Genomic DNA, 21,839 nt, shown 5'->3' on the forward strand with positions numbered 1-21,839 from the left:
TTAAAGCAAAGGAAATGTGCTGTTATGAATATATTTGAAGGTAAGGACTATTTTCTGTTTGATGGTGCCATGGGGACCTATTATTCATCCAAATACAACGGGGAGATTGCTTGTGAGGCCGCTAATCTGACACACAGCCAGGCAATTCTTGAGATACATAAGGAATATATTGAAGCCGGGGCCAATGCCATTAAAACAAATACCTTTGCTGCCAACAGGTTTTCATTGTCCTGTGAGCAGGCAGAGGTGGAACTGATCATAAAAAAAGGTTTTGAAATTGCCTTGAGTGCCGCTGGAAACAGGGAAGTGGCTGTTTTTGCAGATATCGGCCCCATCCCCTCCGCCCAGGTTATTGACCAGGAGGAAGAATACAAAAAGCTGGCGGATATTTTTCTCTCCTGCGGTGCTGAGAATTTTCTCTTTGAAACCTTTCCGCAATATGATATTGTTCTTGAAATTTCTGCATATATACGGTTAAAAAAACCAAGTGCAGGGATAATTGCTTCCTTTGCCGTTTATCCCGATGGGTATACCAAGGAAGGCTTGTTTTATCAGGATATTTTCAACAGGGTTAATGCAAGCGGGCTGGTTGATGCCTGCGGTTTTAACTGCATAAGCGGTCCTGCTCATATGTGCAGGCTGGTAAGCTCCCTGGAGCTTGACGGCAGGCTTTTGAGCATAATGCCAAATTCGGGATACCCTGCCTCGGAGCGCGGAAGAGCCGTTTACGTGGACAATTCCCAGTATTTTGCCGGCAAAATGCTGGAACTGAAGAACATGGGAGTAAGGATTTTGGGAGGCTGCTGCGGAACAACTCCCCACCACATAGCTGTCACTGCAAAACTGCTTGCAGACAACATAAGCACCGCGGGCAGTCCGGAACAACAGAGCGGCAAAGCCACAGGCAAAACCGGAGATAAGCCGCTGCTCCGCAGGCTGGTTTCTGAGAAAAAGCCCATACTGGTGGAAATAGACCCGCCTTTTGATACCAATTGGGAGTATATGCTCAGAGACGCCTTCCTGCTGAAAAAAGCCGGTGCGGATATGATAACCATAGCAGATTCCCCGCTGGCTAAGGCCAGGGCAGACAGCTCAATCATGGCTGCAAAACTGCAGAGGGAGGCAGGCTTGCCTGCCATGCCGCATATTACCTGCAGAGATAAGAACCTGCTGGGTATAAAGGCAACCCTGCTGGCTTTGAATATTGAGGGTATAAGAAACATACTTGTGGTTACCGGCGATCCCATTGCAAATATTGAGAGGAAGGATATTAAGGGTGTGTTCAGCATGAACTCCTCAAACCTGGCAAATTACGTTTCCAGTCTGAATGCCAACATATTCGGAGAGGCTTCCTTTGAAATCGGCGGGGCATTAAATGTAAATGCCCCCAATTTTGATGCGGAACTGAGACGTTCTGCCAAAAAGCTTGAAAACGGAATAAGCTTTTTCCTGACACAGGCCATATATACCGAAGCGGCTGTAAATAATACCATAAGAGCGATAGAGGAATTAAAGGTGCCGGTTTTTGCAGGTATAATGCCCATAGTGGGCTATAAGAATGCCCAATTTATTAATAATGAGGTTCCCGGAATAGAAATCGACGAAGACACCGTAGAAAGCTTTCGTGACAAGAGCAGGGAGGAAGCAGAGCTGCTTGGTATAGAACACTCTCTGAAGTGTATAAATAAATTATATGGACATGTATCCGGTTTTTACATAATGACCCCGCTTAAGAGGATTCAAGTGGTATGCCGGTTGATTAAAAGTATTAAGGAGATAAATGAATGATTATTGTAGGTGAAAAGTTAAACAGCTCCATTCCAAGGATTTTTGAGCTCATGAAAGCCAGGAATAGCGAAGAACTTAAAAAAATTGCCGTTGCTCAGCAGGAGGCAGGTGCAAATTACCTGGATATCAATACGGCGATTTTCAGAGAGCAGGAAACGGAAATGCTGGAATATGTGCTGGGTATCGTACTGGAAAGCACCGATTGCGGTATAATGCTGGATTCCCCTTCCCCCGCGGTAATAGAAAAGGCAATTGGCCGGATAACCGGCAGAGATGTGATTATCAACTCAATAACACTTCAGGACAGGATAAATGAGCTGCTGCCTGTTGTAAAAAGCCACAAATGCGGTATTGTGGGCCTGCCCATAGATAAGGACGGAATTCCAAAAACCTCCGAAAAAAGGCTGGAAAATTCGTTGAAGCTTGTGGAAATACTTCAGGAGGCAGGAGTTCCGGAGGACAAGATATATATTGATGTTTTGGCGGAAGCCCTTGCGGTGGAAAATGAGAATGCAAAAACGACCATTGATACAATAGCGGCTTTGAGGAAAGCACAGTCTGATATTCATATTATATGCGGGGTATCAAATGTATCCTTTGGCTTGCCAAAAAGGCCGGATATAAATGCGGCCTTTCTCAATACGGCAATTTATGCAGGCCTGGACAGCGGCATAGTTGACATAACAAATGAACAAATACAGAGTACGATATTTATTTCCGAAATGATTGCCGGTAAGGACGAATTTTGTATGGAATACCTGACCTATTTCAGAAGTAAGAAATAAAGGTCGATTGGCACTGTTATCCATGTTTGAGCAAACCTTCCATTTGCCATAGATGCTTAATAATATTATGCTATTAAGATAAGCTTATATGTGATAAAATGTTTACGAAAAATTGTTAAGCACTAATTTGCAAATCGGAGGAGTACCGTCAATGAAAAACAAACCGTTGTATGAAGTAAGAAAGATTTCGGATCTGAAGGATATGATTGAACAGAGCTCAAGGATATATGCAGATAAGGCTGCATTCCTGGTAAAGCCCAGGACTGGCGGCGACTATGTTCCCGTGTCCTTTAAAAAGTTCAAGGAAGATATTGACGCTTTGGGGACAGCTTTGATGAGTCTTGGTCTTAAGGGTAAGAAAATTGCTTTGATAGGTGAGAACAGATATGAATGGGCAACCTCATACCTGGCGGCCTGCAACGGAACAGGAATAATAGTTCCCCTTGACAAGGAACTTCCACAGAATGAAGTTGAGAACTGTCTGCAAAGAAGCCATGCAGATGCGATTATTTTTTCGGGAGCGGTTTCTGGAAATATTGAAAATATTTCTAAGAATATTACAAGCTGCAAGTATTTTATCAACATGGATGCAGATGAGGATTCAAATGGCCAGATAGCATATTCGGGTCTGATAAAAAAAGGGTACGAGCTTCTGGACCAGGGAAACAGAGATTTTACTGAGGCAGAGGTGGATAGAGAGGCCATGAATATCTTATTATTTACCTCGGGTACTACCGACAAATCCAAGGCAGTCATGCTGTCCCACAGGAATATTGCGGAAAACCTCATGGCCATGTGCTCCATGCTTTATATAGACGATAAGGACGTATTTCTTTCGGTGCTGCCCATGCACCATACCTATGAGTGTACCTGCGGTTTTCTCTGTCAGATGTACAGAGGCTGCACGGTGGCTTTTTGCGAAGGACTCCGGCATATAGTGAAGAACCTCAGAGAATCGGGCTGTACAATGATGAATGGGGTACCGCTTGTTTTCGAGTCAATTTACAAGCAGTTGATGAACCAGGTAGCCAAAAAGCCGGGCGGACCGGGAAAGCTCAAAATGGGAATAAGGCTGAGCAAGCTTGCGGGAGTGTTTGGTTTTGATATCCGCAGAAAGCTGTTTGCCGAAATTCACGATGCACTGGGCGGGCATCTGAGGATGTTCATCAGCGGTGCAGCAGCCATTGACCCACAGGTTTCAAGGGGGTTCCGGGAAATAGGCATAAAGCTGGTACAGGGCTATGGCCTCACTGAATGTGCACCCATTGTGGGCTTGAACAGGGACTGCTGGTTTAAGGACGATGCGGCAGGACTTCCCTTGCCGGGGCTGAGTGTTGTTATAGACATGCCTGACAATGAAGGCGTGGGTGAAATAAAGGTCAAGGGACCAAGTGTCATGTCCGGTTATTATGAAAATAAAGAGGCAACAGACGCCGCCATAAGAGACGGCTGGTTCTATACCGGTGATATGGGCTTTTTGGATTCCGACGGTTTTATTCATATAACAGGAAGAATGAAAAATGTCATTGTAACAAAAAACGGAAAGAATGTGTACCCTGAAGAGATTGAGACACTTTTGAACAGGAGTGATTATATCAAAGAGTCCCTGGTTTACGGTACGGACGGGAAGGATGATGTTATAGTCTGTGCCCAGATTGTACCCGACAAGGAAAAGATTGAAGAGGATATGGCCAACAATGTGCTTCCGCAGATGGATGTTCATTCCATAATCAGTTCGGAGGTCAAGAGGATAAACAAAGAACTTGTGACTTACAAATATGTCAAGGAGTTTACATTGAGGGACACTGAATTTGAAAAGACAACAACCAAAAAGATAAAGAGATATCAGGAGTTGAAAAAATAGATGGAGAGTTTATTGGATACCGCATTGGACCAGGCTGAGAAGCTGGTCAGGGAAGTAAGCGCTCTTCTGCTTTCCGACATGGAGGGCAGGGAGATCATCACCAAAAGCGGTGATGCTAATTTTGTCACAGAGATTGATTTAATGGTACAGGAAAAAGTTATCAAGGGCTTGTGTGGTATTCTTCCAAACAGCAATATTATTGCAGAGGAAACCAAAGCCAACGATTTTACCCTGGGAAAGTATACGTGGATTCTTGACCCCGTAGATGGGACCACAAACCTCATGTACGGCTATAAATATTCATGCATAGCTCTGGGGCTGGTGGCAGACGGCATACCCTATGCCGGAATTGTATACAATCCCTACCTGCAGGAGCTGTTTACAGCCCGCAAGGGAAAAGGTGCCTTTGTCAATGGGAGGCCCATAGCCGTGACAGGCAGCAGAACCCTTGGTGACAGCCTGATTACCTTCGGCACTTCTCCATATGATAAGGGAAAGGCTGATGAAACCTTCAGGGTGACAAAAAACATTTTTCTTAAATGCAGGGATGTCAGGCGCTCGGGCTGTGCCGCACTGGATATATGCAATGTGGCTGCCGGAAGGATGGACGGGTTTTATGAAATGGAGCTCCAACCCTGGGATTATGCCGGGGCCTCGGTGGTTCTGGAGGAGGCGGGAGGCTGTATTACCGATTGGGACGGTAACAGTCTGAGTTATGTACATAAGGCCTCTGCCATAGCATCAAACGGACATATACACCGGGAACTTAATAATATCCTAAGGGACAAGTAGCAGCATGACGGCACTCGGATAACTTTTACAGGTTAATCCGGGTGTTTTTTTGTGTCCAAAATTCCTGACTGATTTCGTACAAATTCAACCAGTTTTTGGCATTTATTTTCATATGAACGAATAATACGTTGTATATATTATGCTTATTGACAGATCGTTGAACAATTTGGTACAATAAGGAACGTATTTACTTTTATGTAAAAAAATACAATATTAAGGGGGTTGAAGTATGTCATCAAAAGGAAAAAAATCCATTTCCTTAGTTTTATTTCTTCTTATTTTGTTTATGTCTTTGCCGGGAGAGTCTTCTTATTTATTTGCAACGGCTGCAAATGCAAAAAATGGAATAACCAATCCCGATTTGAACAGATTGACAGGAAATGCCAAAAGCCTGCGGGAAACAGCAGCAGGAAATCCGGCAGGAGGAGCTGCGGAAGTATATGTGTCAGACAGCTCTGAAACGGAGCCGGGGCCGGAAGTGCGTGTGGAAACACCGGTGTTCAGTATTCCGGCGGGAACTTATAACGGTGCTCAGAGTATTGAAATAACCTGTGCAACCCAGGGAGCAGAAATTAAATATACCACAGACGGTACAATACCGGATGTGAATTCTCCCAATTATACCGGACCTATAATAATTACAACTGCCACCACCATAACTGCCGCGGCCTATAAGGACGGAATGGCGGATTCGGAGACAGCGGCAGTCCGATACATAATAGAGATTACAGCCACAGACGCCGATGGAAGTCCTGTAGATATGAGCCTGTGGAGCTGTTATGAAAATCCCGACGGCCTCTCTTATACTCTTTCAGCCTACTGCGGGGATATTGCTGACGGAAGGATTTTGGGCAAGGTTCCGGCGGTAATTGACGGAAAGCCGGTTACGGCAATGAAATGGACCTTTTCGGGATGTATGGATCTGACAGTTGCACCTGAAATACCCGAAAGCGTCACAGAGCTGTGTTATACCTTCAACAACTGCATAAACCTGCTTCAGGCACCGGAAATACCTGCCGGCGTTATAAATATGGAATATGCCTTTTCGGCCTGCTCGGCTCTTTTGCAGGCACCCGTAATACCAAGCGGTGTGACCAGCCTGAGTCATACCTTCTATAATTGCAGAAAAATCACACAGGCGCCTGTTATACCAGGCAGTGTCAAAAATATGAGCTATGCTTTTGCAGGCTGTACAGGGCTGGTGCAAACTCCTGGCATACCTTACGGAGTTACCGATATGAATTATGCCTTCTCAAGGTGTACGGGCCTTACTGCGGCTTCCGCCATACCAGGGAGCGTAAGAAATCTGAAATATGCTTTCAGCGGCTGCACCGGCCTTACCTGGGGGCCTGAAATATCGGACGGCATAACCGATATGAGCTATGTTTTCACAAATTGCAGCAGTCTGACAGATATGCCGGATATTCCGGACAGTGTAAGAAATATGAGCTATGCCTTCAGCTTCTGCAGCAGCCTGGCCCAGGCGCCTGCCATACCGTACGGTGTGACAAATATAAATGGAGCCTTCAGCCATTGCGGCAGTCTGGTACAAGCTCCCATAATTCCCGAAAGCGTAACAATTATGAGTTACACCTTTTGGGGTTGTGCCGGCCTTGCAGGCGATGTACATATACCCGACTCCGTAACTGAGCTTAGCAATATTTTTCTGGAGACCTCAATGCCCATAAATATGCTTTATAGTGCTGCAAATACCGCAGCAGAGGCATATTTTGCCCCTGAGAATGTCAGAAAGGCCCCAGAAGGCGGGATTGAGACAACGGCTGCGCCGGAATTTTATCCTGCACCGGGCATTTATCAGGGGCCCCTGACCATTGAACTGAGCAGCGCCACCACCGGGGCGGCAATATATTATACTTTGGACGGCTCGGAACCCACTGCCGGCTCCATTTGCTACACCGGACCGGTAAATGTGGCAGAAACCACCACTGTCAGGGCTGTTGCCCTCAGGGAAGGTATGGAGGCCTCTGAGATAAGCAGGGCGGAATACACCATTGAAAAGCCTTTGCCGGCTATTCCAGCCGGCTTTAGAACGACGGAGACTTCTGAAAACAGCATCACTCTGGTATGGGAGGAGGCAGCCGGGGCGGACGGCTATGAGCTTGAATGTGACGGGAGTATTTTCAATATGGGAACCGCAGATCAATTCACCCATGAAGGGCTTGCGGCAAACAGCAGGCACACCTACCGCATAAGAGCAAAAAATGCTCAGGGTGAGGGAGAGTGGAGCCCTGCCCTGGTGGCCATGACAAAACTCTTGTGCCCGGCGGCGGACAGTATAAGCCGGACGGACACAAGTGTCAGTATCGGCTGGAGTGCAGTTGACGGAGCGTTGGAATATGAGCTGGAACTGAACGGAGCTGTTGTCAGGACCTTATCCCTGACAGAGCATACCTTTACGGAGCTTGCTCCAAACACCGGCTGCACAATCAGGATAAGAGCGCTGGGAACTGAAAGCCAGAGCGGCTGGAGCAAGGAGTACAGGATTTATACTCTGCTGCCCAAGCCTTCAGGTATCAGACAGACTGTAAGAGCAACCTTAGTACAACTGGACTGGGAACAAACGGATAGTGCAACAGGCTATGATATAGAAATTGACGGAGAAATAGCGGCCCAGGTTATACAGCCATCCTTCACCAGCAGCGGTATTATTCCGGGCACAGAGCATAAATACAGGATTCGGGCAAAAACAGCTTCAAATGTGGGACAGTGGAGCGAGGAAATAGTTTTGAGGACTTATCTGGACATACCGGAGGGAATTTCCGCAGATCCATTGGCGGACGCGGTGGTATTTTCCTGGAAGGGTGTGGAAGGCGCCACCGGCTATGATGTGAGTATTGATAATGTCACCATTGAAAATATATCTGAAACGGTGTACAAGCACACGGGACTTGGGCCGTCAGAGACCCACAGCTACAAGCTCAGGGCACGATACAGAGAGGTGACGGGAGAATGGTCCCAGGAGCTGACTGTAAGTACTCCCCAGGCTGGCACCGCCATTTGCAGGGTCAGCGGAAAAAACGGAAGGGCTTTTGATATAAAGCTGTCTGCCGTGGATAAGGTACTCTATGCTCAAAAAACCTTTACCGTAACCTACGACCCGGAAGAAGCCGAGCTTGTGGACCTTTGCACACTTACGCAGGAAAAGGAACTTACAGCGGCAGATATTCCGGAAGCCAACATAAAGGTGCTCCGGTGCGTGCCGGGTGAAATCACCTTCTGCATAAAGAATCCCCGGATAATAGCGGGAGATTATTATAAAAACATTATAAATACCATCCAATTCAAGGCCAAAAAGGACGGGATAATTACTGTTACCTGTCAAATACAATAAGGAATCGGGGATAAGGACATGAGAAAAATTAGAACATTTATAGCCGGGCTCATTCTCGTATCATTTTTTACCACAACAATATTCTCCCAATATATAGCTGCAAAGCCGGAGGACGGAACAAGCAGGGCAAATGATCCGAAGGCCAGGGAAATAATAGTCAAATATAAAAATCAGAACAAAAGCGAAGCAGTAAAGGCAAATGTGAAAAAGAAAGCAAAGCTTTCCAGGCTCAATCTGAAAAAGAAGCTCAAAAGTACAAAGGCTGAAGTACTGGAGATTGGACAGAAGGATGATATGGGTGCTGTACTGGAGGAATTAAACAGCAGTCCGGAGGTAGCGTATGCTCAGCCAAACTACAAGCTTACCACCGGAACCTTTCCTTCGGATACATATTTTAACGAGCAATGGGGCCTGTATAACAACGGACAGGCCATTGGAGGACAGGTAGGGCTCGAGGGTGTGGATGTAAATGCCCTTCAGGCCTGGTCGCTGACTCAGGGCTCCCAGTCGGTGGTTGTGGGTGTAATGGATACGGGTATAGATATAAATCACCCCGACCTTCACAGCAGCATATTTGTAAATACTGCGGAAATAGCCGGAAATGGTGTTGACGACGATGGAAACGGTTTTATTGATGATGTGAACGGCTGGGATTTCCTGAACGATGACAAAACAGTGTATGATTCGGGTGCGGCTGATGTGCACGGAACACATGTGGCGGGAATCATTGCCGCCTCTGCAGACTCACAGGGGATTGCCGGAGTGGCGCCGAAGGTCAGAATAATGCCCCTGAAATTTATTAATGACGAAACCGGGTATACCTCCGATGCCATAGAAGCCATTGAATACGCAAAGCTTATGGGTGTCAAAATAGTAAATTGCAGTTGGGGCGGCTATGATTATAACGCAGCCCTGCTGGATGCCATGCAGAACACAGACATACTCTTCGTTTGTGCGGCAGGAAATAACGGCAGGAACACCAGCTCCATGCCAAATTATCCCGCGGGCTTTGACATTCCCAATGTAATATCTGTAGCTGCACTTGACAATAAGGGGAATCTGGCCTCCTTCTCAAACTTTGGAAGCAATGTGCAGGTTGCGGCACCGGGAGTGAACATACTGAGCACACTTCCTGAAAACAGCTATGGCTATATGAGCGGCACCTCCATGGCAGCACCTCATGTGACCGGCATAGCTGCACTTTTAAAAAGCTACAGGCAGGACATGCTCTTTGTGGATATGGCGGCCAGAATCAAGGCAAATGCTGTTCCCATGCAGTCCCTGGAGGGAAAGGTCAGCACCGGGGGCAGGGCGGATGCCTATGCCGCACTGAACAACAGCGTACTGACCTTTACAAATGAGACGGAACCCAACAATAATTGGGAAAATGCCACCCCAATCATGGCAGGCAAGACCAATGGAAGCATTGCAGCCATAGATGACGTTGACTGGTTTAAGCTGTCCCTGCCGGGAGGCAAGCCTGTCTCAATAAAGCTCAAGGGCATACCCTCCGGAAATGATTTCGATCTGGAGCTCTATGCTCCGGATATGTCAAAGGCAGACTGCTCCTACAATACAAAAAATTCCCAGGAGACAGTGGGAATAGTGCCGGAGGAGGCTGGCACCTATTATATCAGAATAAAACCCCAAACCTTTTCAGGAGCAGGTGAACAGCCCTATGTGCTGGACATGGATTTGTACAATTCCATACCTGGCGGGAATGAGCCCAACGATACCGAGGCTTCGCCAACCGGCATAATTGAAAACAAGACCTATTACTCCACCATTGATTACCCCGGGGATGTGGATTGGTATTCCATCGAGGCCACCAGGGCAGGAAAGCTTGTTACAGGCCTTGGACAAATTCCGGAAGGGGCTGACTACAATGTTGAAATATATGCTCCAAATGGTGAAAAGGTGGGAGGCTCATATTTTGGCGGAAATAAAGAGGAAAAAATCGACACAATTGTGGATGGACCCGGCAGATACCTCATTAAGGTGTATTCGGAGCAGCAGACCACGTCGGATAGCACCTACGGCATTGAGCTGAAGGACACTGGGACGGAGTACTCTGTAAATAGGCAGCTAAACCCGGGAGCAAGCTCTCTGCAACCCTATGAGCTTGCCACAAGGCTGGTAACCCCGGATTCTTATGAGGAAAATGACAGCTATAGGACAGCAGGGCAGATAAGCCTTACAGACACAATAAATGCCACAATTGACAATCAGAAGGATGAAGACTGGTACAGAATAGATGTAAGCCAGCAAACAAATATATACTTCAAACTCAGCAGCATAGCGGCAGGACTGGATTATGACCTGACCCTGCTTGACAGCAGGCTGGACTATGTGGCCGGCTCCTTCAGGAGGGGAAGTATCAGCGAGGATGCCTTTACGGAGCTTGAACCGGGAACCTATTACATAAAGGTGGATTCGTATGCAGGCTATTCCGATAAAAATGCCTACAGGCTGATTTTAAGTCCGTACAAGCTTGACGAATATGAAATAAACGATACGCCGGAAGCAGCCAGGGAGCTGGCTATAAACCGGAGCATAAATGCAACCGTACACAATATAACCGACCAGGATTGGTACAGGTTTACCTTCCAGCAGGCAGGAAAGCTGGATATACAGCTTTCCAACATACCTGAAAACTGCAATTATGAATTGGAGCTTTACAACCAGGCTCTTGAGAAAATAGACGAAAGCAGACAGGCCGCAGGCAGTGACGAGGTTATATGGAGGGATGCGGCCCAAGGGGAGTATTACATAAAGGTATATACCACAGGAGGCTTTGATTGTGAAAACGGCTATATGCTCACAGTAAACAGGAATATCGGACTTGCAAATGCCGTAGATATTTCCCAGAACTCAACCAGCACCGGAAAAATAGCTGAGAATTCCGGCAGCAACTGGTATAAGACCTCAGTAACCCAGGCAGGTGTATTTACTCTCAACCTGGATAACATCCCGGAAAGCTGTTATTACAAGATGGAGCTGTACGACGCTGACGGGTATAAGCTGGCAAAATCCGAAAATGTATCTGAGAGCCAGCAAAGCCTGGATTTCATGGTTCAAGAGCCAGGAGCATTTTTTATTAAGGTATACTCTCTATTGGGATATAATGAAACTGTTGACTATACTCTGACGGCAAAACTCACCGCAGTGGCGGATTTGGAGGTTCCTGAGAAGGTGGCGGAAGGCGTTGACCTGGGAGAGGACACCGGAGACGGAGAAGCCCAGGCGAACGGAACAGCGTCCGGAGGTGGGACAGCCGGGTATACAGCACGGCTTCCCGAAGAAATAACCCAAAGAGCGGACTTTTCTCCGGAAGGTACGGGGACAAGCACCGCAGAGGGCTTTAAGGTATATGTGGATGAAGCAAAGCTTCCTGAAAAAAGGAGTACCGTAAAAGCTGAAGACTTTACCGGGATATATGCCCAGGAAACTGAAAGAAACGACCTTACAATAAATGTGGACGGCAAGGATGAGGCCACCCACGAGCTGAAACAGTTAAATGTCATAGTCAGCGGAAGCCTGCAGTCAACCGATACCAATGACTACTACCTGTTCAAAAACGATAAGAGAGGCAAGTACATAATCGAAATCGACAATTCTCCCACAGGAGGAAATCTGAAGCTGTACTTTACAGGTGTAAATTGGGGAGGACAATATTACCTGAGCGACGGGGTGAACCATGATGCCTATGTGGCGGCGCTGATAAACGACCCTGCCTCACAATATTACGTTATCAGGGTTATAGGCTCGGGAATAACTTCGGGCAGCGTGGCCTACAAGCTGAAAGTAACCTTTATGCCGGAGGATTTCGTAAGCTCTCATGACCCCGGTGAAATGGGCAACAACGACAGCTTTTCAGGTGCCCGGTATATAAGCAGGTCCAACAGCGGGGACAACATAAACTATACAACCCAGGAAGCCACCCTGGACTTCAGAAATGACTATGATGCATATAGAATAAGCCTGGACAGCGGATATAAGTTTACTGCCGTACTCAAAAGCCCCTTAAGTCACGGAAACTACTATTATGTGCTTCTGGACAGCTCATATAACGAGGTGCAGGACAATCTGTACAACGGTCAGGACCAGACGGGAGCACCCTGCTACGAGCTGATGTATAATGTGCCTGTGACGGGAACCTATTATTTGCTTGTATTCAGCGACCAGAACAAATATTATGACGCCTTTAAGAAATACAAGCTGGAGTTCTATAGTTCCAAAAACAATGAGGCCACGGAGTACAACAGCGCGGTGAAGAACTTTAACAATGCCTGGGAGTTTGCCTCACCAATAGGACTTGACACGACTTACAACTGCAAGCTGGACTCTCCCTATGACTGTGATGTATACAGCCTCAGCATACCCTCAGAGGGAAAGCTGACCGTAAACCTGGACAAAAAAGGCTATGGAGACAATTACTCGTTTATGGTAAGGGATTTGGACGGCACTATATACGAGTATATAAATTCAAAGGCCGACTATGTATTCTATGCCGCAAAATCCGGCACCTACAAGCTGGCAGTTATACGTAGGAACCTGCAAAGCCCCGCCACATTGAATTATTCCCTGGCAGCCGCCTTTACGCCAAAGTCAGGCTTTGACGCCTACGAAAACACAAGTACTGTCACGCCGGTAAAAAATATCAACTTCCTTCTGGCAAACAACCAGTATTTAAGGGTAAACGGAAGCAGTACCAACCTGACAGACATAAGCAACCAGCAGGCAAGAAGCCTTAATATGGACAACAGGTATGATGTGGACTGGTTTAAAATCGATACCTCCAAAACTGGAAGCGGCCAGAACAGTGCAAAAATCAGCCTGAGCGGAATACCGGCCGGTGATGATTACAACCTTGTGGTGGTTGATTCGGCCGGAAATGTGATAGGCAGCTCAAATAAGACCTCAAACCAAAGTGAATCCTTAAACTTTTTGATAAACAAATATTCAAACAGTTATTATTACGTTTGTGTATATTCAAACACCTTTGGGGCCGGTACCCACAATGCCAGCTTAAGCTTCAATACCGTGGCGGAAAGTACAGCCGTTTATATAAGTGACATAGGAATTCAAAATACCGGTGAGGAATACCTGGAGGACCTTGTAGCTGAAACAGGAGCTACTCTGTCCGGCAATACGGTATATTACATGAACAGGTCCATAACCTATGGAAGCAGCAACAGCAGGGTTGTGAACGGAAAACTGGTAGTAAATGCATATGACTTTGCAGCATATTTTGTAGATAAAAATACCATAAGACAGCAATTAATAGCTTTGGACCCTGGATTGTTTGACGGAGATATTGGAATTGCAGCAGTAAATGATATCATACAGGTAGCTACCTTGTATGAGAAAAGTGAAAATGTGCGGAATATTCAAAGGCTGCTCCAAAAGCTGGGCTGCTGGGTGGACAAAAACGGAAACAGGTCCAAAGCCAACGCTACCGGCTATTACGGGGAGACCACACAGGCATCCTTGATAAAATTCCAGAAGGAATATATGAGTAAAAGCGACTACTCAGTCATAAGACAAAGTGTCACCAGGGAAATGGCGCAGTTGCTGTCTGTAAACTACTCAATTACCTTTGGGATAGAAAACGCATACCAGAACAGTTCAAGCATTAAAACCGCCAAGGAGAACCTTGCCAGGCTGGGGTATGGCTCAAAATTAAAGAGCTACTACTACGACCCGGCGGTTGGAAAAACAGTCTATGGATACAGCGGGCAATGGAGCTATGATTTTAACGATGCCCTGTGGAATTTTACAACGGATTACGGCTACAAGAATACCTACATAAACAATGGCTTTAACAAGGCTGTATTGTATAAATGGATTCAGGATGCGGCGGATAAGATGGGGACGGGCAGCCAATGGATGCCTAAAAGTACTCTTGCTAATGCTGTTTCTGTAGCAGGGTTTCTATATGATCCAGTTCAGGATATAATTTATTCAAAGATGTATCCTATACAAAGACAATTTGGGTACTGCCAATGGTATGATGAAATGGCCGCTGGTGATCCTATAGGGTTAAGTGCTATAATTGATTGTGAACCAATATACTTTAAATATGACAGCAAGGATTGGATGATTGAATTGTGGAAAGGCCAGTATGGCTTGGAAACAGGTGCTGAAATAGGTATATATAACAGATATTCAAATATTATTGATCCTCGGGATGAAATAGTAGGTAAATTTTTCAATTGCGTAAGTGACAGTGAGATGCTGAATATGTCATTTATATTGAAAAGGAATGGGGCAGAGCTCTTTAGAAGAGGGCCGGAGGTCCATTGGTGGCTGACGGGTTTTGAGTGGGGAGTGTTTACGCAGGTACCGAGTGACCCAGTTAATGGATTAGTAATGGATATTAGAATAGAGTTTAAGACACCAGGAATGAGAAATGAGTTTACTGGAGCGCTTACAAATTTAGGATACACATATACAATAAGCGGCAATACCGTTAGCTTTACTTTTGAGTTTCCCAAGTCCAGTCAGCCAAATTCAAAAAGTATTAATTTCAACTACCTTCAAGGGAAAAACAGACAGTATGTTGATGACTACAATTTGATTAAAAACTATTTTGGATTAAAAAGCAATGATCCCAATTTGTTGCAGGAGAGTGCAATTCAAACTGCTACAGCAGAGGTTAAGGCTGCATATAACCGGATTTTGGACTGGTTTAATTCTATAGTTCCCTTCTTTGAATCAATAAATTAGTAATGAACCCTGTTAATTTTGGAGGTTTTGATATGAAGGTTTTAAAAAAGTTCCTTGTAATGATTGTAATGGCTTCAACGGGTATATTTCTGATATCCTGCGGTATAGGGGGTGTCTTGCTGTCAGGCACCAAGGATGTTGAAAACAGGCTGTATGAAGCGATAGCTGTAAATAATCTGGAGGCCGTAAATGAAGCGTTAAATGATGGAGCGGATATAGACAATTTCAGCGGACGTCTTCCAAGAGATTCAAACCCCCTTTGGCATGCATTCAAGCATTCACCCAGTAAAAGAATACCTGAGCACCTTATTGAAAAAGGTGCTGATGTGAATATTCCCCAGGATGGCAGTTCTTTGCTGGGATGGATGGCAGTCAACTGTGATGTTCATTTTTGCGAGCTTCTTATAAAGCATGGGGCAAAGGTTGATTACGAAGAGAAGAACGGAAATACTCCCTTGGAGGATGTTTTAGATTATGGTACAAGAGCTACTTGTATAGAAAAAAATATAAATGACATTGTGACTCTTATGCTGGATAATGGTGCAAAAATAAGGCCTGAATCCCTGGTCGCCGTGTTAAGGGGTATTCAATCAAGAAGCTCCAAATTTAATTACCTCGTAAAGAGAAGGGTACTTGAGGGCCTGATAAAGGAAGGCTATAAATCCGGACTAGATCCTGTTTTGGAAGCTGCTTTGCTGGGAAAATCAGATAGGGTTGCAGAATTGATTAAAGCAGGAAAAATGCAGACTGAGGATGAAGTCCGTATTGCGGGCTATACCGATCCACCCAGCAATATACCAAGATCTGAAACCAATGAGACAACTTATGGGGAACACATATTATATGCTACAGCGGCTTTTGGAAGCGTTGAAACCATGAAGCTACTGGCACAAAAAGGGTTTGACCTGAAATATAAGGATGGTGGAAGGGTTACGCTTTTAATGGTTGCTTCAAATTATGGAAATCTTGATATGGTTAAATACCTTTTAAGTCAAGGGGGAGATAAGGAATTCAGAACGGGTGATAAAACCGCTTTATACTTTGCAGTGGAAAACAATCAGTACGATGTGGCAGAGTATTTAATTAAAATGGGAGCGGATATAAAGCCATATAAACTTGACTTCGTTGGTTCAATAGATGTGTTTGATGCTGCGTGGGAAAACGGAAATGCAAAGATGATGAAATTGATTTTGGATAGCGGTTATAAATCTGATAAAAGCGTGGAGGAGTGCTTATTTATCAATGCCTTAAAATCAGGTGATGCCAAGGAGTTAAAAAAATTCAGTGGATATAGCTATAAGGGTTTTGATTATACTGCTGCGCTGGCTACATACAGGAGTAAAATAGAAACAATCAGGTTTCTGGTAGAAAACGGGGCTAAGGTAAACAGTCCTGAGGGAGATGAAGTAATGCTTTCGGCCGCTGCGGAGGGTAATACGGATATTGTTGAATATCTTATAAGCCAGGGTGCCAATGTAAATGCCGTAGCTATTGGAACAGATGGTGAGGTAAAGGACAAAAAAATTAATTCAACACTGTACAATGCAATAATTCGTGGTAATCTGGATATAATCAAGCTGCTAATTGAGAACGGAGCAGATATTGAACAGGAGCTGGATTTTTCAGAGGGAACAGAAGCCCCTGTTTTAACTGCTGCGGGTTGCAGTAGCAAGAATATACTTGAGTATTTTCTGAAAAAAGGAGCCAAAGTGAATTATCAGAATAACAAGGGTAATTCTCCTCTTATGCGTGCGGCGTATGCGGGGAGAATCGATAACTTAAAACTATTGCTATCCTATAAAGCTGATAAGCAGTTAAAGGATAACAACGGCCATACTGCAATGGATTTGGCGAAAGAGAAAAAACAAAAGGAGATTGTTGACTATCTGGAGAAACAGAAGTAGCTGTTTAAGATATTATTAAAAATACAATAAGGATTGTATGACTTGATACGGTGGTTGAAAGAAAAATACGGTTGTCTGTGATAGCCGTATTTTTCTTTATAAAAATATGTTTATATGTGCTACTGGTTGCTGACGAACCCTCAGACTATTATATCAATGTATATTCTGTATTCGGAAGCAGTGAGACCAGCTTATACACTAACCGCAAAACTCACCGCAGTGGCGGATTTGGAGGTTCCTGAGAAGGTGGCGGAAGGCGTTGACCTGGGTGAGGACACCGGAGACGGAGAAGCCCAGGCGAACGGAACAGCGTCCGGAGGTGGGACAGCCGGGTATACAGCACGGCTTCCCGAAGAAATAACCCAAAGAGCGGCCTTTTCTCCGGAGAGTACGGGGACAAGCACAGCAGAGGGCTTTAAGGTATCTGTGGATGAAGCAAAGCTTCCTGAAAAAAGGAGTACCGTAAAAGCTGAGGACTTTACCGGGATATATGCCCAGGAAACTGAAAGAAACGACCTTACAATAAATGTGGACGGCAAGGATGAGGCCACCCACGAGCTGAAACAGTTAAATGTCATAGTCAGCGGAAGCCTGCAGTCAACCGATACCAATGACTACTACCTGTTCAAAAACGATAAGAGAGGCAAGTACATAATCGAAATCGACAATTCTCCCACAGGAGGAAATCTGAAGCTGTACTTTACAGGTGTAAATTGGGGAGGACAATATTACCTGAGCGACGGAGTGAACCATGATGCCTATGTGGCGGCACTGATAACCGACCCCGCCTCTCAATATTACGTTATCAGGGTTATAGGCTCGGGAATAACCTCGGGCAGCGTGGCCTACAAGCTGAAGGTAACCTTTATACCGGAGGATTTCGTAAGCTCTCATGACCCCGGCGAAATGGGCAACAACGACAGCTTTTCAGGCGCACGGTATATAAGCAAATACAACAGCGGGGACAATATAAACTATACAGCTCAGGAGGCCATCCTGGACTTCAGAAATGACTATGATGCATACAGAATAAGCCTGGACAGCGGGCATAAGTTTACTGCCATACTCAAAAGCCCCCTGAAACACGGAAACTACTATTATGTGCTGCTGGACAGCTCATACAACGAGGTGCAGGACAATCTGTACAACGGTCAGGACCAGACAGGCGCAGCCTGCTATGAGCTGATGTACAATGTGCCTGTGACTGGAACCTACTACTTGCTCGTATTCAGTGATGAGAACAAATATTATGATGTCTTTAATAAATACAAGCTGGAGTTTTACAGTTCCAAAAACAATGAGGCCATGGAGTACAACAGCTCGGTTAAAAACTTTAACAATGCCTGGGAGTTTGCCTCGTCAATAAGCCTGAACACCGCATACACTTGCAAGCTGGATTCTCCCTATGACTGCGATGTTTACAGCATCAGCATATAGCCAATGTTTTCTCATCAAATTACAAGGATATGTTTAGAAGTAAAGATGGTAATAAAGCTGATGTTAGTAAAACCTATTTTGAAGATTGGTTTAAAAGTGAAAATTTTAAGGTATAGGCCGTTGTAATTGCAGTAATGTGGTCTTCCTTGGAACAGCAAAAATTATGCTATAATAATAGTGCTATTCCGCAATAAACGCCTTTGAAGAAATGTTTGTAAGTACAATTGCAATGGAGATACAATATGAAAATAAACATAAAATACATTATTGCATTTTTAATTTTATTAGCAATAGAAATATTTATCGGGCTTTTCGTAAGAGATGCTATTATTAGGCCATACATAGGAGATGTTCTGGTAGTTATCTTATTATACACTTTAGTAAAAGGAGTTGTGGGAAAGTCCATAAAGTTTTTACCCATATATCTGTTTGTCTTTGCTTCTGTTGTGGAATTGGCTCAATATTTTCATATTGCAGATATTTTACAGCTTCAGGATAACAAATTGATTTCTACGATTATTGGAAGCTCCTTTGACATAAAAGATGTTTTTTGTTACCTGACAGGGACTTTGCTTTTAATTGTATGGGAAAATATATGCCGGTACGCACACGGGAAAAGTAAGATTTGATGTAATTATTTTTAGTGCGAATATGAAGTAGACATTAAAAGCCTGGTACATTCGCACCAGTTTTTTGTGCAATTTAAATTAGTTTTATTGGTTTTTAAATTAATTTTTTTTAAAGGTATTGATAAAATCCTGGAAAATTGTATAATTTTAACAATAAGTATTTGCAGTTTTTGTATACTATTGCTGTCGCTCCTTATGTAGGAGCGTGGATTGAAATCTTGTTGATTATGCAAAAAAGAATCACAAAGCAGGGTCGCTCCTTATGTAGGAGCGTGGATTGAAATTTGCCCTCTCCAGACAGTCCGTAATCCTCATCGCTGCCTGTTCTCAAACACAATTAAACAAGCTGTTTGGTTGAATGTGCTGCCTTAGCTGAAATCTTCCCTGCAATCAGGCCGGACAAAAATAAGATGCACTCTTGTGGTCTGCAATATCTGATTTCATACCTTGCCGGCGGTTAAATTCTCCAGGACGTCGTTGCCGTTAGCTGGAATAAAGCTGTTATTCCGGCCTCCCCCGCCTGATTCTGAAAAAATTTTCTCCCCGGGCAATATAGGTTTCAGATGTTACAGACCACTAGCCTAAGCCATACAAAATTATTAATTTATAGTATCTTTTGTAGTATCTTTTAAACATTACTGGTACAATACTATATACAGCAAATGGGAATACATGACAAAATGGAGGTTAAGATGTACACGCCTGAAAGCAAATATCAAAGAAGGGTAGACGCGTTCTCCAAAAGGCTTGAAACTTATTCGTCAAAAAGCAACGCAGCGGGCAACTACAAGCTGCTGGTTTTCTTCGGAGGAATAGCGGCAGCGGCGGCATTATATATTATGAAGCAGCACATACTGACGGCTGCCGTTCTGGTGCTTTTTGCAGCAGGATTTGCCTATCTGTCAATTGTACAGAACAGGTTTATAAAAAAGAAGGACTACTGCCAGGCAATGCTTAAAATAAACGCTCTGTGCCTTAAAAGAGCAAAAGGCCTCTGGAATACATTTTCAGACAAGGGAGAAGAATTTGAAAATCATGATCACAACTTTTCCTATGACCTGGACCTTTTTGGCAGCGGCTCACTTTTTCAGATGCTTAATATGACAACTACCTATTCGGGAAGGCAATGTCTTGCCCGATTCCTTTTAGAACCCCTGAGCAGTCCAGAAGCTATTGCATGCAGGCAGGAAGCGGTAAAAGAGCTCGCTGAAAAGCTCATTTTCAGACATAGGCTGTATTCAAAGGTATTAACCACCGACAGCAATATAGTGCTAAGCGATGAAGATATCCTGGATAAAAAACGTTCAAAAACTCTGGCTGGCACTATAAATAAACTGGATGAGGTGTTTACCTGGGCGAGTGAGGAAAGCAGCCTGTATTCGGCCTCCTGGTTCAGGCTTCTGATTACGGCACTTCCAATAGTTACATTGACGGCAGCGGTTCTTGCAATTGTGAAGCTGTTACCCTTTTACCTGCCAATAGCCGGATTTGTTGTTCAATTTCTGATGCTGGGCTATAAGGTGAATTTCAGAAACAAGAGCTTTGAATTGGTGGAGAAGCACTCCAAAACGCTGAAGGTGTACAGCTCGGTGCTGAAGCAGTTTGAAGCCGGGAATTTTGAAAGCAGCCATATGAAGGCTTTGAAAAATGCACTTAAGGGAGCCTCACAGAAGCCTGCCTGGAAACAGATTGAGAAGCTTTCAAAGCTTTGGGAGCTTATAGCAAACAGATATAATTTTCTCCACACTGTAATAAATACTGCTACCTTATGGGACTTTCACTGCATGGTGGCACTGGAAAACTGGAAAAGGGAAAGCGGGAGGTATGTGGAGAAATGGTTTGAAACTATTGGTGAGGTTGAGGCGTTGTGCAGCCTGTCGGTCATGTGCCATGACAATCCGGACTTTATAATGCCACAGGTAACCGAAGACCCCAGGGACGGAATAACAGCCGTTGAATTAGGCCATCCTCTCCTTACAAGGGGAAGAAAGTGCAACGATGTGAGCCTGGAAAACGGGCAGCCCATTCTTCTGATAACCGGCTCAAACATGTCGGGCAAGAGCACCTTCTTGAGAACTGTGGGTCTGAGCCTGCTGCTGTCCTACATGGGGCTGCCGGTGTGTGCCAAAGCTTTCTGCTGCCCGGTAATGAAAGTATATGCCTGCATGAGAACCAGCGACAACCTGGGCCAGAGCGTTTCCTCCTTCTATGCCGAATTGCTCCGGGTGAAAATGATTGTAGAAGCTGTTGACAGAGGGGAAAGGGTATTTTTCCTTCTGGATGAAATATTTAAGGGCACCAATTCCGCAGACCGGCATACGGGAGCAAAAATGCTCATAGGCCAGTTGGACAGAAAGGGAGCCTGGGGGATGGTTTCCACCCACGACCTGGAGCTTGCGGATATGGAAAAGGAAAGCGCGGGCAGAATCCGGAACTATCATTTCAGAGAATATTATGAGGCTGACCGCATCTATTTTGACTATACATTGCGCAAGGGAGTTTCCGACACCAGAAATGCCATCTATCTTATGAAGCTGGCAGGTGTGAAAGTTGAGTGAA

General features: G+C 44.8%; 10 protein-coding genes. All 10 read left to right on the forward strand.

Going from position 1 to position 21,839, the window contains the following annotated elements:
• Positions 1–24 precede the first annotated feature (24 nt).
• The 10 genes from CLHUN_RS10210 (at position 25) to CLHUN_RS10255 (ending at position 21,838) form a co-directional block, all read left to right on the forward strand.
• Entirely contained in the window at positions 25–1,788 is a 1,764-nt protein-coding gene (locus tag CLHUN_RS10210; RefSeq protein ID WP_080064491.1) for a bifunctional homocysteine S-methyltransferase/methylenetetrahydrofolate reductase, read from the forward strand.
• Positions 1,785–2,573 carry a dihydropteroate synthase gene (locus CLHUN_RS10215; RefSeq protein WP_080064492.1) on the forward strand — a complete coding sequence of 263 codons (789 nt, stop codon included), beginning with the start codon at positions 1,785–1,787 and terminating at the stop codon, positions 2,571–2,573. Before CLHUN_RS10210 ends, CLHUN_RS10215 begins: the two co-directional genes overlap by 4 nt.
• 151 nt (positions 2,574–2,724) lie before the next feature.
• Positions 2,725–4,437, forward strand: coding sequence for an AMP-dependent synthetase/ligase (locus tag CLHUN_RS10220; protein ID WP_080064493.1), 1,713 nt, complete (start codon positions 2,725–2,727; stop codon positions 4,435–4,437).
• The gene (locus CLHUN_RS10225; RefSeq protein WP_080064494.1) at positions 4,438–5,229 is read left to right on the forward strand and encodes an inositol monophosphatase family protein; all 792 of its coding nucleotides are present in this window, start codon (positions 4,438–4,440) and stop codon (positions 5,227–5,229) included.
• A gap of 229 nt (positions 5,230–5,458) precedes the next feature.
• The gene (locus CLHUN_RS10230) at positions 5,459–8,581 is read left to right on the forward strand and encodes a chitobiase/beta-hexosaminidase C-terminal domain-containing protein (RefSeq protein WP_080064495.1); all 3,123 of its coding nucleotides are present in this window, start codon (positions 5,459–5,461) and stop codon (positions 8,579–8,581) included.
• A gap of 18 nt (positions 8,582–8,599) precedes the next feature.
• Entirely contained in the window at positions 8,600–15,310 is a 6,711-nt protein-coding gene (locus CLHUN_RS10235) for a DUF4474 domain-containing protein (RefSeq protein WP_080064496.1), read from the forward strand.
• 32 nt (positions 15,311–15,342) lie between these two features.
• On the forward strand, positions 15,343–17,214 hold the full coding sequence (locus CLHUN_RS10240) for an ankyrin repeat domain-containing protein (protein WP_165755722.1): 1,872 nt from the start codon (positions 15,343–15,345) through the stop codon (positions 17,212–17,214).
• Positions 17,215–17,394: 180 nt separating this feature from the next.
• On the forward strand, positions 17,395–18,651 hold the full coding sequence (locus CLHUN_RS10245) for a hypothetical protein (RefSeq protein ID WP_133051104.1): 1,257 nt from the start codon (positions 17,395–17,397) through the stop codon (positions 18,649–18,651).
• A 242-nt stretch (positions 18,652–18,893) separates the two neighbouring features.
• Complete coding sequence (locus tag CLHUN_RS10250; RefSeq protein WP_080064499.1) at positions 18,894–19,280, forward strand: ribosomal maturation YjgA family protein; 387 nt, start codon at positions 18,894–18,896, stop codon at positions 19,278–19,280.
• Positions 19,281–19,972: 692 nt separating this feature from the next.
• The gene (locus CLHUN_RS10255; protein ID WP_080064500.1) at positions 19,973–21,838 is read left to right on the forward strand and encodes a MutS family DNA mismatch repair protein; all 1,866 of its coding nucleotides are present in this window, start codon (positions 19,973–19,975) and stop codon (positions 21,836–21,838) included.
• Position 21,839: the final 1 nt, after the last annotated feature.

The organism is Ruminiclostridium hungatei (assembly GCF_002051585.1).
Lineage (GTDB): Bacteria > Bacillota > Clostridia > Acetivibrionales > DSM-1351 > Ruminiclostridium > Ruminiclostridium hungatei.

Coding starts and splice junctions, on each gene's coding strand:
- CLHUN_RS10210 (WP_080064491.1), top strand. CDS start 25: ATGAATATATTTGAAGGTAAGGACTATTTTCTGTTTGATGGTGCCATG.
- CLHUN_RS10240 (WP_165755722.1), top strand. CDS start 15,343: ATGAAGGTTTTAAAAAAGTTCCTTGTAATGATTGTAATGGCTTCAACG.
- CLHUN_RS10255 (WP_080064500.1), top strand. CDS start 19,973: ATGTACACGCCTGAAAGCAAATATCAAAGAAGGGTAGACGCGTTCTCC.
- CLHUN_RS10220 (WP_080064493.1), top strand. CDS start 2,725: ATGAAAAACAAACCGTTGTATGAAGTAAGAAAGATTTCGGATCTGAAG.
- CLHUN_RS10235 (WP_080064496.1), top strand. CDS start 8,600: ATGAGAAAAATTAGAACATTTATAGCCGGGCTCATTCTCGTATCATTT.
- CLHUN_RS10230 (WP_080064495.1), top strand. CDS start 5,459: ATGTCATCAAAAGGAAAAAAATCCATTTCCTTAGTTTTATTTCTTCTT.
- CLHUN_RS10215 (WP_080064492.1), top strand. CDS start 1,785: ATGATTATTGTAGGTGAAAAGTTAAACAGCTCCATTCCAAGGATTTTT.
- CLHUN_RS10250 (WP_080064499.1), top strand. CDS start 18,894: ATGAAAATAAACATAAAATACATTATTGCATTTTTAATTTTATTAGCA.
- CLHUN_RS10225 (WP_080064494.1), top strand. CDS start 4,438: ATGGAGAGTTTATTGGATACCGCATTGGACCAGGCTGAGAAGCTGGTC.